This is a genomic window from Streptococcus sp. 32226D021BW, from assembly GCF_053545015.1.
The window spans coordinates 103,197-116,139 of record NZ_JBPPVC010000002.1; the positions used below are offsets into that span (position 1 = coordinate 103,197).

The 12,943-nt window shown below is 44.1% G+C and carries 12 protein-coding genes and 1 pseudogene; 3 read left to right on the forward strand and 10 right to left on the reverse strand.

Annotated features, from left to right (window positions below; translation table 11 throughout):
* The first annotated feature begins 24 nt into the window (after positions 1-24).
* The gene (locus ACEE44_RS01995; protein WP_449171073.1) at positions 25-1,299 is read left to right on the forward strand and encodes an aminotransferase-like domain-containing protein; all 1,275 of its coding nucleotides are present in this window, start codon (positions 25-27) and stop codon (positions 1,297-1,299) included.
* A 24-nt stretch (positions 1,300-1,323) separates the two neighbouring features.
* Here the strand turns inward: ACEE44_RS01995 and ACEE44_RS02000 are convergent, their stop codons facing one another.
* A complete protein-coding gene (locus ACEE44_RS02000; protein ID WP_449171074.1) occupies positions 1,324-2,175 on the reverse strand; it encodes a DegV family protein in 852 nt (283 codons plus the stop codon).
* A 126-nt stretch (positions 2,176-2,301) separates the two neighbouring features.
* Here ACEE44_RS02000 and ACEE44_RS02005 point away from each other — a divergent pair.
* Positions 2,302-2,559, forward strand: a pseudogene (locus ACEE44_RS02005) (TetR/AcrR family transcriptional regulator); the annotation flags it as partial.
* Positions 2,560-2,880: 321 nt separating this feature from the next.
* Here the strand turns inward: ACEE44_RS02005 and proC are convergent.
* The 4 genes from proC to ACEE44_RS02025 all read right to left on the reverse strand — a co-directional run bounded on the left by proC (position 2,881) and on the right by ACEE44_RS02025 (position 8,630).
* Positions 2,881-3,666, reverse strand: coding sequence for a pyrroline-5-carboxylate reductase (gene proC, locus ACEE44_RS02010; protein ID WP_449171075.1), 786 nt, complete (start codon positions 3,664-3,666; stop codon positions 2,881-2,883).
* A 9-nt stretch (positions 3,667-3,675) separates the two neighbouring features.
* The gene (locus tag ACEE44_RS02015) at positions 3,676-4,914 is read right to left on the reverse strand and encodes a glutamate-5-semialdehyde dehydrogenase (RefSeq protein ID WP_449171076.1); all 1,239 of its coding nucleotides are present in this window, start codon (positions 4,912-4,914) and stop codon (positions 3,676-3,678) included.
* A gap of 9 nt (positions 4,915-4,923) precedes the next feature.
* Positions 4,924-6,000, reverse strand: coding sequence for a glutamate 5-kinase (gene proB / locus ACEE44_RS02020; RefSeq protein ID WP_449171077.1), 1,077 nt, complete (start codon positions 5,998-6,000; stop codon positions 4,924-4,926).
* Between the two features lie 161 nt (positions 6,001-6,161).
* Complete coding sequence (locus ACEE44_RS02025; RefSeq protein WP_449171078.1) at positions 6,162-8,630, reverse strand: bifunctional DnaQ family exonuclease/ATP-dependent helicase; 2,469 nt, start codon at positions 8,628-8,630, stop codon at positions 6,162-6,164.
* 108 nt (positions 8,631-8,738) lie between these two features.
* Here ACEE44_RS02025 and ACEE44_RS02030 point away from each other — a divergent pair, with 108 nt between their 5' ends.
* Positions 8,739-9,377 (forward strand): MBL fold metallo-hydrolase, encoded by a 639-nt coding sequence (locus ACEE44_RS02030; protein WP_449171079.1) that lies wholly within the window; start codon positions 8,739-8,741, stop codon positions 9,375-9,377.
* Positions 9,378-9,418: 41 nt separating this feature from the next.
* Here the strand turns inward: ACEE44_RS02030 and ACEE44_RS02035 are convergent, their stop codons facing one another.
* The 5 genes from ACEE44_RS02035 to ACEE44_RS02055 form a co-directional block, all read right to left on the reverse strand.
* Complete coding sequence (locus ACEE44_RS02035) at positions 9,419-9,925, reverse strand: GNAT family N-acetyltransferase (protein WP_449171080.1); 507 nt, start codon at positions 9,923-9,925, stop codon at positions 9,419-9,421.
* Positions 9,915-10,937, reverse strand: a complete 1,023-nt coding sequence (locus ACEE44_RS02040; RefSeq protein ID WP_449171081.1) for a PhoH family protein — start codon at positions 10,935-10,937, stop codon at positions 9,915-9,917. The genes ACEE44_RS02035 and ACEE44_RS02040 overlap by 11 nt, the downstream gene beginning before the upstream one ends.
* Positions 10,938-11,331: 394 nt before the next feature.
* Positions 11,332-11,547 carry a YozE family protein gene (locus tag ACEE44_RS02045; protein ID WP_449171082.1) on the reverse strand — a complete coding sequence of 72 codons (216 nt, stop codon included), beginning with the start codon at positions 11,545-11,547 and terminating at the stop codon, positions 11,332-11,334.
* 5 nt (positions 11,548-11,552) lie between these two features.
* Entirely contained in the window at positions 11,553-12,011 is a 459-nt protein-coding gene (locus ACEE44_RS02050; RefSeq protein ID WP_449171083.1) for a DUF1801 domain-containing protein, read from the reverse strand.
* A 9-nt stretch (positions 12,012-12,020) separates the two neighbouring features.
* On the reverse strand, positions 12,021-12,941 hold the full coding sequence (locus ACEE44_RS02055) for a 2-dehydropantoate 2-reductase (protein WP_449171084.1): 921 nt from the start codon (positions 12,939-12,941) through the stop codon (positions 12,021-12,023).
* Between the last annotated feature and the right edge of the window lie 2 nt (positions 12,942-12,943).

Consider the following 12,943-nt stretch of genomic DNA (forward strand, 5'->3'; position numbering starts at 1 on the left):
AACATCTGTAGGGGGACAGTTGATATGAATAAGTATCAAGTCATCATTCATGATATTTTAAAAGCAATTGAAAAGAATGACTATAAACGAGGTCAAAAACTTCCATCTATCCGCAAACTTATCCTGAAATATAATTGTAGCAAAGATACTGTTCAAAAGGCTCTGCTTGAGTTGAAACATCAAAATAAGATATACTCCGTTGAGAAAAGTGGCTACTATGTTCTAGAGGATCAAGAATCCAAAAATCAGAATGTCGAATTGAATCCGGAAGATTTTCAAGAATTGCCCTATGAAGACTTTCGCATCTGTCTTCATGAAAGTTTAATTGGTCGTGAGAATTATCTGTTTAATTACTACCACCAACAAGAAGGCTTGGCTGAATTGCTCTCTTCTGTACAACAACTGTTGTTAAACTATCATGTCTACACAAAAAAAGACCAGCTAGTGATTACAGCTGGTAGCCAACAGGCTCTCTATATTTTGACACAGATGGATTTCGGGTCTGAAAAGACAGAAATCTTACTAGAAAATCCGACCTATTCACGGATGGTCGATTTGATTCAACACCAAAATATCCCATATCAAATTATTGAACGCGATTTTAATGGGATTGACCTTGTCAGACTGGAAGAAATTTTTCAAACTGGACGCATTAAGTTCTTCTATACGATTCCACGTCTACATAACCCTCTAGGTTCGACTTATACTATGGATACCAAGCAGTCTATTGTCAATTTAGCAAAAAAATACAATGTTTTTATCGTTGAAGATGATTATTTGGCAGATTTTGATTCTAGTCGGAGTCTACCTCTTCACTATTTTGATACAGATAATCGTGTCATCTATATCAAATCTTTTACTCCGACACTCTTTCCCGCCCTGCGAATTGGTGCCATTAGCCTACCCCAGCAATTAAAGGCTGCTTTTATAAAACATAAGGGTTTAATTGACTATGATACGAATCTCATCATGCAGAAGGCACTGTCACTCTATATAGATAGTGGAATGTTTGCTAGAAATACCCATCATCTCCACCAGATTCATCACGAACAATGGTCAACCATGAAGGGGCTGCTAGTGGACTTAGCTCCAAACATACCCTATCAAATTTCAAAGGGACATGTGACCTTTCAATTATCTAAACCACTTGCAGCTCCAAACTTGGCGAAACAATTTCCTGGTTGTTTGTACTTTGAAGGAAAAATCTATGACTTCATCCAAATGCCCAACAATACTGAATTTGAAAATAACTTATCTATTTTCAAAACTATAGTTGCAAAAAAAGTCTGTGACAAATAATCTCACAGACCTTTTTTTGGTATATTAACGGCTAACTTCATATCCCATCAAGAGTCCACCTTCTTCAGCGTAGAAGCTACAGAGTCCAGATGTTGCAACTTGATCAACAACAGCATTCGGGAAGCTTGCTTTTACAAGTTCTGAAAACTGTTGGAAAAACTTGGCGTTATTACGATGAGCCATGACGATACGGCCTCCATTGTAGCCTGCTTTCTTCATTTCCTCAAAAGCAGCTATGACAGATTTCTTATGACCACGCGCCTTTTGAAGCAATTCCAACTTGCCTTCGCTACTTGCTTCACCAACCATTCGGATATTCAGTAATCCAACGACTGTTCCAACAAGTTTGCTGAGGCGACCATTTTTCACCAAATTATCAACCTTGGCAAGGACAAAGAGCAATTTACTATTTTCTTGGTAGGCGGTGATGGCTTGTACAAGCTCATCAAACTCCAATCCAGTAGCAATCAGACGGTTGATTTCGTCAACAATGAGATCCATTTCTCCGCCAGCTGATAGGCTATCAATGAGATGGATATTGACTTCAGGATGTTCCTCGACAAACATATCACGCGCCACACGGGCAGCATTGAAACTACCTGACAAACCACCTGTCAAGGTTATAACAACAACATTTTCCGCTCCCTCAAATGCTGTCTGATAGGCCTGTGGACTTGGACAGGCAGAACTAGCTGCTTCAGAAGAGGCGTACATCACCTCCATCATCTTGTCAATATCCAAGTCAGCCTGGTCAACAAAGGTGTCTGCACCAATCTGAATGGTCAAGGGCACACTGACAAATTCTGTATCAGGGGCAAGGTTATTTAACTGACGATAATCACAGCCTGAATCTGCAACGATTTTCCATTTTTTCATGTTCTACTCATTTCTAGTATTACTTTTTTATTTGACAATAGCAGACTATTTCCTTACAATTATATCATTAAACTAGTCCTTCTGAAAGCATTTTCTTTCAGATGTAACAGTCAGGAAAGGAAAGCTATGGCAGAACGTAAGATTTCACCAACTTCTTTAAAAAATCTCTATCAATCCAATAAAGAAACCAATCAACTGACCAAAGAATCCATCGAAACAGCTCTGCTATTTCTCCTAGAAAAAAAGGACATCAAACAGATTTCGGTATCCGAGTTGGTCAGAAAGGCTGGTGTGTCACGCAATGCCTTCTACCGCAATTACAAGTCCAAAGAAGAGATTTTGGAAACCTACTACGAACGGACTTCTAGCAACCTTAAGAAGAAATGGCAAGACTTGCAGGACAAGGTTCAAAAAGATGGCGTCAAGCAGAGTTTTGCAGAGTTTGTCCAGGAGCAAAAACGCAAGGCAGAGCAAAGCAAAACCTTTTCCAATGTCAGTCAATGGATCAAAGACAAGACCAAACGAGATTAATGTCTCGTTTTTTTCTTACTCTCAAACGTAAAAAAACTTGACTAAAATAGCCAAGTTTTTAAGGAGATGTTGAAAAATATTTAGGATTGACTATAGTATATCTCAACTGCCAACCGTTTCCATCGGTCTTAGGACTGAAAAATACCTTGCAACCAATAATTTTCTTAAACAAATCTATTTTTTACCCAATTTTCTCGTCTTCTTAAGGGCGGCGGTGACTGCCTTGATAATGGCATAACGGAAGCCTTCTTTTTCAAGAGCAACAACACCTGCAATAGTCGAGCCACCAGGTGATGTTACTTCCTGTCGGAGCTGGGCTGGGTGCTTGTCACTTGTCAAGACCATCTGGGCAGTTCCGGCCAGGGTCTGAGCCGCCAAAACCTTGGCATCTTGAGCTGTCAGCCCGTTCTGCACACCGGCATCGGTCAGAGCCTCTATCATCTGATAGACAAAGGCTGGTCCGCAGCCTGCGATAGCCGTCGCTGCGTCGATTAGGCTCTCTGGCACCTGCTGGACCTTGCCTGATTTTTCTAGGATTTGTTCCAATAGCGGAGCGAGCTCTTGATTGACCAAGCTATAGGTTGTCATGCCTTGGCCGATAGCGACTGGTGTGTTGGGCATGATACGAATGAGTTTATCAGCCGACACATATTCTGCCAGGTTTTCAATGGTCACTCCCGCTGCCATGGAAATCCAAATGGCAGACGGATTTTGGCTAATCTGGTCCTGTAAACCTGACAAGACTGACTGAATCAGGTGAGGCTTGACCCCAAGGAAAATAATCTCGGCCTGCTCTGCTATTTCCCCATTAGACAAGAGCTGACCGCCCAACTGGACTTGTAGGGCCTGGGCTTTTGCTGGATTGTGGTTGCTGAGGAGGAGCTGGGTATCTGGCAGCTGGCTGACTGCATGAGCCAATGCTGATCCCATATTGCCCAGTCCGATAAATCCAATCTTCATCTTATCCTCCTAACGAATGTGGCCGTCGCCTGTGATGATGTACTTGTAGGTGGTCATCTCACGCAGTCCCATTGGACCACGGGCATGCATCTTCTGGGTGGAAATACCCAGCTCACAGCCCAGACCGAACTCACCACCGTCTGTGAAGCGAGTCGAGGCATTGACATAGACTGCTGCTGAATCGACATAAAGCGTGAAACGATCTGCCGTTTGGCTGTTTTCCGTCACGATAGCCTCGCTGTGTCCTGTCGAGTGTTGAGCGATGTGGCTGATAGCCTCTTCTACACTTGAAACGACCTTGACCGCCAAGATAAAGTCCAGAAATTCAGTATCAAAATCTTGTTCGCCTGCCGGTGTAGATTGGTTGAGAAGAGCCTGTGCCTGACTGTCAGCACGTAATTCCACCTGACCAGCCAGCGCTTCCGCCAAGCGAGGTAGGAATTGGCTGGCAATTTCTTCATGGACCAACAAGACTTCCGCTGCATTGCAGACTGAGGGACGACTGGTTTTGGCGTTGACCACAATCTGCAGAGCCTTGTCCAAATCCGCATCCTTGTCTACATAGACATGGCAGATACCAGTACCTGTTTCGATAACAGGAACTGTTGCATTTTCAACAATAGCTTGAATCAAACCTGCTCCACCACGAGGCACCAAGAGGTCAATCTTGCCTTTGGCGGTCATCAATTCCGTCGCAGAGACACGGCTGGTATCTTGGACTAGTTCGATGACCTTAGGTGATAGGCCAACTCCTTCTAAACCAGCTTTGAGGGCTGTGACAATAGCTTGAGCTGAATGAAAGGCTTCCTTTCCTCCACGCAAGATGACCGCATTGCCACTCTTGATGGCCAAGGCAGCAGCATCTGAGGTCACATTTGGACGACTTTCATAAATCATTCCCACCAAGCCAAAGGGGATTGATTTCTTGCAAATGTTCAAGCCGTCTGCCCGAGTAGATTCTTCCAAGACTAATCCGACAGGATCTGGCAAGTCAATCAAGGCACGAATGCCATCTGCCATGGCTTCAATTCGCTCTGTTGTCAGTAGCAATCTGTCTTGCATGACTTGGCTAATCTTGCCTTGGGCATGTTCCATGTCAATGGCGTTGCCTGCTAGGATTGCCTCAGTCTGGGCAACCAACTGGTCTGCCATGGCTGATAGGGCTTGGTTTTTCTGTTCTGTTATCGCTAGGTTGATTGAAGCCTTGTGGGCCAATAAACTGTCTAATAATGCTTGTGTTGTTGTCATAACTTTCTCCTATAGGCTAACCCAATCGTTGCGGTGAATAAACACGCCTTCCGCTCTGCTATTTGCCAACTGGTCCTGCAAGTCCCGGGATGAGAGTTTGACCCGCCCTTTACCAATCAAACGATGGTCTGCTTGACTGTAAACTTCCACGACCTGTCCTACTTCAAAGTCGCCTTCAAGGGCTTTGACGCCAGCAGCTAACAAACTGCGGCCCCGGTGTAACATGGCATCAACTGCACCAGCATCCACCTCAACTGCTGCATCTGTCCGAGCATAGAAGGCCATCCACTGCTTGCGTTGGTTCATGGCATGGTCATCAGCTAAAAAGAGGGTGCCACGGTTGGCTTGAGTGACCGCTTGTAAAAGTGCCGTATCCTCTTTTGAAGAGCAGATAAAGACTGGTACACCTGACTTGGTCGCAATCTGCGCCGCCTGCAGTTTGGTCGTCATGCCTCCTGTTCCGTTGGACGAGCCAGCTCCTGCTGCCATGGCAAATAAGTCTTCCGTAATTTCCTTAATCTCTGGCAAATGTTTGGCGTTGGGATCGCTGTTAGGATTGGCCGTGTAAAGGCCATCCACATCTGTCAAAAGCACCAAGAGATCCGCTTTCAGGAGGGAAGCCACCTGGGCAGACAAGGTATCGTTATCCCCCACCTTAATCTCCTCAATGGCAATGGTATCATTTTCATTGATAATGGGAATAGCCCGTTGCTTGAGCAAGACCTGCAAGGCCTGAGAGGCATTCTGATAGCGTCTGGCATCCGCAAAATCATCCTGGGTCAGCAAAATCTGAGCCGATACGATGCCGTCTTTCATCAGGTTCTGCGTGTATTCCTCAATCAGTAAGCCCTGACCAACGGCCGCAGAAGCCTGTTTCTCCGCAATCTTGGTCGGTCGCTTGTCAAATCCCAATCTCCGAAAACCAGCAGCAATGGACCCCGAAGTCACCAACACAATCTGGTAACCCTTCTGGTGCAACTGAGCTAGCTGATTGGTAATCCGAGCAATCTTGATGCGATCCAAACTGCCATTTTCTTGGGTCAGAGAGCTGGTTCCTACCTTAAATACAATCGTTTTTTCTGTCATAATCTCTTCTCACAAAAACTAATATTTGGAAAATTATACCATATTTTAGGTATAAAGAAAATCACTGTTATTCGGCAAGGAGAGAGGGAATAGATTCCTAATCATGAGTAGCATTAAAAAAACGCTGGAAACAAAAGGAAGCCTTGTGGCTCCCTTTCAACTTATTCAAAAAAATCTTCTACCGTTTTTAGTATTTCTACCTCTGTTGGTTTCAAAACAGTATATACTTCCTCAAAAAAGGATAGAATTTGCTGACCATAACGCTTGGTATGCACACGAGGATCCAATACTAAGACCACAGAATCTTGTTGGTCATGCCGATTGGTACGTCCGATGGCTTGTTTTAACTTAATCATCATCATAGGCAGGCTGTAATCGTAAAAAGGATTCTTGCCTTCTTCACGCAGATGGTGATTGATTTTCTGGACAAAACGGTCTTTAGGATTGTCGAATGGCAAGCGTGTAATAACCTGAATCAATTGGTCCTGGCTGGCAAAGTCAACTCCCTCCCAGAATACTCCTGTTCCTAGTAACATTTGGCTTTCCCCGCGTTCAAATTTGCGTTTGAGGGTCATTTCCTGGCCATGCTTGTGTTGGGCTAGGTGAGGAATGGTATTGTCTTCTAGTAAATCCGACACCTGCAAGAGCAGAGAAATCGAGGTAAACAAGACCAAAATCGGTCGGCCCAGCTCTGCTATTTTCCCTAAAGAATGCACCAAATAGGCAGCGTGCTCTTCCTTGGTCCAAGCGAGGATATCAGGGAGATTAGTCGGAAAAAGTAGTTGCTGGTTGGTCACTGCTTGTGTGGGAAGTAAGTCTATGGTGACCTGCTCAAAGCCCAGTAGGTCGGCCAGACTGACCTTCTTGCTGATGGTCAAGGTAGCACTAATGCAGAATATTTTGGTGTCTGGCAGGTAGTTGGCCCCATTCAAAAGGCTGTCCTTGGAGCCCCTCAAATAAGCAATCTGTTTGTCATCAAGATACTTTTCTTCCAGCCAAAAACTGTCATAATAGTCCAGGAGTTGATCCAGGTCCTGCAGGTCAATGTCCTGTAATTCAGCCAAATTCTGCTTGAGTTGACCTAAGTCTTCGTTTGCGATTTCTCTTTGACCATACTGGCGAAAACGATTCAAGAGGTGGTTGAGCTCAAATTGACAGGACTCATAGAGGCGTTGGTCTAAAACCTTATCAGCCCTATCTTTTTTACTCTGCAATATTTGTAATAGAGCTGTAAGTTCCTGAGAATCCGTCGCCAGATTTTCGGCAGCCAGGAGGAATTTCTGGGCCTCATCAATGACCACCAAGCGATTATCCATCAGGGGATCTTGGTCCTTGAGATGACTGAGGAAATAGGCGTGGTTGGTGATGAGCAACCTGCTGGATAAGGCTTGCTGGTTCAATCCTTGCCAAAAATCCCAACCCCAGAAAAGACTGGTAGGCTCCAAGTTTCCATCATGGGCAATCTCATCAAAGTAGGCTTGGTAGCGTTGTTTCTGCTTGAGCTCATCCAAATCACCTGTTCGAGTTTCTGTCAGCCAGACAAGGACCTGCATTTTAAATTGATTGACCAAGCGGTTGTCATCTTGTCGCTGCAAGGTCTTCCAAAAACTATCCAATTTGATAAAATGCTTGGGCGACTTGAGGGAAGCCATGGAAATATGGAAAATCTCTCTCAGCTTGTCCCCCTCATTTTCCATAATCTGCTCTTGAAGGAGCTTGGTTGGCACCGTCACCAAGAGAGGCTTTTCTGACCTGGCAAGCAAGGGCAGCAGATAACCGTAGGTCTTGCCCAAGCCTGCCTGAGCCTGAATAAAATGCACTTGTTCTACATCAGCCAGTCGTTTTTCAACCACTTGAGCAAAGGCCGTTTGTTTTTTGCGTTCGTGAAGACCTAGAAGGGCAATATTGGTCGCAAAATCTTCTGACAGATGATAGGCTGGCTGGGCTTTGACTGGCTTTCTCAAAACCAAGCCGTGAACACTTTCTAAACTGGTCGAAATCCTTTCGGACAGGTAAGGCTGCAGTTCATCAATGACCAGACGGGATTCAAAGAGCAGATTATCCGCCAAATCAAGAATTTTATCAACTACAGTTCGAGGCAAACTCTTGACTTTCTCTTGAATTTTGATAAGAAGTCGAGCCGTTGCCAGAGCATCTGAAATAGCCGTGTGGGCCTGGTCCAGACCCAAGTCCAAATGCTCTGCTAGATTGCCCAGACTGTATTTATCAAATGTCGGGAAAAATAATTGTGCCAATTCCACCGTATCCACGCGCGGCGTCAGCAGTTCATAACCTTCAAAGAAAAGAGCTTCTGCCAAGAGATTGGCATCAAATTTGACATTATGGGCTACAAAAATAGCATCTCCAATCATGTCATAAATTGTTCCAGCCACCTGACCAAAATCAGGAGCCTGTTCCAACTGCTGGTCTGTGATTCCCGTCAGATTTTTAATATGGTCATCCAGTAGCTCGTAGGGATTGATGTCCGTCGCATAGCTGTCAATAATTTCTCCATTTTCAACCAGAACAATCCCGATTTGAATGATTTTTGCATCGGCACCTGTACCTGTTGCTTCCAAATCGACAACGGCATACCGATTGCTTATTCTTCTGTCTTTCATACTGTTCATTATAGCACAATCGACCGTCAGGAAAAAGCCTCAAACAAAATCCATGAAGTCACTGGATTTTTTTGTTAGACTACTTATATAAAAACCGTTTCTGTGAGGAGAACTACCATGATTATCCACAAATCTGTCAATCCTGTTGCCTTTCAAAATACCTACTATATTGAAAATGATAGCCACCTACTTGTCGTCGACCCAGGAAGCGACTGGGCTAAAATCCAAGCTACTATTGAAAAAACAGGAAAACCGATTGCGGCTATTCTCCTGACTCACACTCACTATGACCATATTATGAGCTTGGACATCCTACGTGAAACCTACGATTTTCCACCTGTCTATGTGGCTGAAAGCGAGGCCGACTGGCTATTTACACCTGAGATGAACCTGTCTGGCCTACCTCGTCACGATGATATGGAAAATGTAGTTTGCCGACCAGCTGAAAACATCTTCCAATACCAAGAAGATTACCAGTTTGACGGTTTTCATTTCAAGGTTGTGCCAACACCAGGTCACTCCATCGGTGGCGTATCCTTTATCTTTCCAGAAGCGGAAGCTGTTGTCACAGGAGATGCTCTATTCCGTGAAACGATTGGACGTACAGACCTACCAACCAGCAACTTTGATGACTTGATTGCGGGTATTAGAGAACACATTTTCACCCTGCCAAACCACTACACTGTCCATCCTGGTCATGGTCAAAATACCAGCGTTGGACATGAAAAAAACTTCAATCCGTTTTTTAGACTGTAAAAATAAATACTGCCCAGTTCTGATTGAACCAGGCAGTTTTTTTATATTTCATCCAATGCGTATTCGGCTAGGACGATTGTTTTTCCAGCTATTTCTTTGACCTCGCCAGTTGGACAAAATCCAACTTTGGACCAAAAATAACTGGACTGGGGATTGCTTTCTACATAGCCTAGACGAACCTTTTTGAACCGAGTTGCTAATTGGGGCAGAAGCTCTGCCATTATTCTTGAACCAAGACCTTGACCAGAGAGATTGGCATCTATCATAAACAGTCCAATGTAGGCAATCTCCGCAGTTGGATAACCATCAATCAAGTCCAGTATAGCCACCAAGCGATTATGCTCCCAGAAACCCAGAAAATACTTGTCCGACAAGGACTTCCCAGGTGGACAATCGACCAGGTCATTGGCCAGGCTTTCCAGACTTGGTAAAGGTGGAAAATGCTCAAAATAGAGAGGATTTGTCTGATAGAGAGCCAAGACCTGCTCCAAATCAACTTCTGTCAGCTTTTGTACTTGATATTGGGTAGAAAATCGACTAATCTTCATCCTCTTCACTCCGACTTGGTTGCCCTATACTTTCAAAACTTGCCCGACCATCCGCAGCCAGTGCCTCCTGCTCGTAAGCGTTGATAATCTGGGCAACAACTGGGTGGCGGACCACATCCTTGGCTGAAAAATGGACGAAGTCAATCTGTGGAATTTTGCTTAGTTTCTCTGTCGCATCAATCAAGCCCGACTTAACCTTACGTGGTAGGTCAATCTGGCTAATATCCCCATTGACAATCATCTTGGAGTTGAATCCTAGACGGGTCAGGAACATCTTCATCTGCATAATGGTGGTATTTTGAGCCTCATCCAAGATGACAAAAGCATCCTCCAAGGTCCGCCCCCGCATATAGGCCAGCGGTGCAATCTCGATAATCTCCCGCTCCATTAAGCGCGTGGTCTGCTCCTTGCCCAAAATCTGATAAAGGGCATCATAAACCGGCCGCAGATATGGATCTACTTTTTCTTTTAAGTCCCCTGGCAAAAAACCTAAACTTTCGCCCGCCTCGACCGCAGGACGTGTCAGAACGATCCGCTTGACCTGTCCCCGCTTGAGGGCTGTTACAGCTAGAGTAACCGCTAAGAAGGTCTTACCTGTACCAGCTGGTCCAATTCCAAACACGATGTCATGACGCTTTACGCTATCCACATAGAGTTTTTGTCCAAGGGTCTTTACGCGAATGGGTTTGCCGTAGTTGTCCTTAATGATTTCTTCTTCGTAAAGGGCAACGAATTTCTCAATCTCATCATTTTTGACCATGGAAATAGCCGTGACCACATCTGGCGTATTGATGACCAAACCACGATTGACCAAGACAAGAAGGGACTGGATAACCAGGCGAGCCTGTTCGACATGGTCATCTTGTCCAATCACCTGCACTTTTTCCGTTCGTGCATGGATAACCACGCCCAATTCCTTTTCCATCAATCGCAGATGGCGTTCGTTTGATCCAAAAAGACTAAACAAATCATCTGGATGTTTTAATTGAATATCAATTGAATGTTCTAGCAAGAAACTTCTCCTTTGGTAGCTTTTCTATTATTATACCAAAATTTTCCACCAACTGAATTTTCGAGGTAAAAAGAAAAACAGTGAATATGGCGACATTCACTGTTTTAGAAAGACCAAACTTAAAATTTCTATCTGGGGGTGTAGAATAATAAAGAAAGGAAGGAAAGTTTGGTTTCCAGTTGTTTAACTGCCTCTTTTGTATATAAGTAACGACATTATACCCTACAAAATATCAGCAGCTATACCAGGACGAAGTTCATCCTGAATATTTATTTTACCCCCCCCCCCGAAAAATGCAAGTATATGGCTTGAAAAAATATTCTTGTTCATTTTTAAGCTATTTTTCAAAAAAGAGCAGTTGCACTTTTACAACTACTCTCACATATTCATATCATCAATGTCCCAAATAGTCTTCCCAAATGGCATCAAAGTCTGACATGGAAAAAGCAAAACTAGCAGATTCTTCCAAAAAACGACTGACCTCATCAAAATCATCTGATTGTTTGGGAAAATCAGACTCATCAAAAACATAATCTGCTAGGATTGCAACAGGCTCATTGCTCTTAGGATTGCGTTGGGTCATCAACCAAGAATAAAAACTTCTTCTCACAACTCTTACTTTCTAATATGATTTTCTTCGTAGAGAGCAATATAGCGCTCCATAGACATCTTACTCACCAATTGGCCAATCAACTCATAAGGAATATTCTTGGGATTTTTCATGCGAACGCAGGATTTACCCATATCCAATTTGGTCGGAACCTGTGCCTGATACTTTTCTACAAACCAGTCATTCAATTCCTTATCCATATAAATTCCCATATGATAGAGGGCAATATGAGCCTTTTGTGAGGCCAAGGCCAAGAAAGGTAAGGGTTCTCCAGGTGTACAATGGTAACCATTTGGATAGGAAGTCAGGGGGACGTAATAATTGATCATTCCACCCAGCACACCAACCTCAAAACCAGCAGGCAAATGCTCCACAATTACCTGATGAAGCCGTTCAACTGCCTCTCTGCGATTGTCTGGCAGGGCGGCCATGTACTCTTCTATTGTTTCCACTTCAATCAACATGACAAGCTCCTATCTCAACCCAAGCATGGCTTCTTTGGCATGAACCATCTCTGTAATCATTTGGCAATAGGGCGTTGGAATCCCTGCTCGCTTGCCTTTAAAAACAACAGCGCCATTCAGATAGTCAATTTCAGTCTTACGACCGTTTTGGACCAAATCCTGATGCATGGATGGGTAATGATTGGAAGCCTTTTTCGATGTGTCCATGATGTATTTCCAAATCGCAGCTTCATCAATTCCAGCCGTCTCCGACTTGGCTACGGCGATAAATTCCTTGAAAATACCTTGTACCAAATTGAGTCCACCCTCAGTCCCGAAGAGTTCTCCAATGGTACAATTCAAAACTGTACAAGTCGGATTCATAGTTCCATTGACACAGGCTTTTTGCCAAATGGCATTGATGACGTGGTCATCATAGGTCGCATTTAGACCAGCTTCATTGAACATGTCAACGATGCCTTCTACTGACTGACTATTGCCAACCATATTCTGTATTGAAATTGAACCTGGCCCTTGCAAATGCGCGTGCCCCGGTCCCTTAAGCCCAGCCAACCAAATCGTTACACCTACCATAATACTCTCATCAGGCACATAACGGCGCATGGTGGTCGCATGTCCAAGTCCATTCAAGAGGCTAAGAACCTTAGTCTTTTCACCAATGATACCCTTAATATCCTGCAACATTTTTGGCAACTGGTCCGCCTTGGTTAAGAGGATGATCAGGTCAGCAACTTCCGTCGCCTCAGTCGGCTTCATAATAGGGAGCTGGACGACATCATCAAAATCTCCCGTCACCTTCAGACCATTTTCACGAATCGCTTCAATATGGGCATCCCAATTATCCAACAAAATCACTTCATGCTTTGTCTTTGATAACTGATAGCCAAAACGACAACCCATGGCACCACTTCCAGCAATATAGACTCTCATCA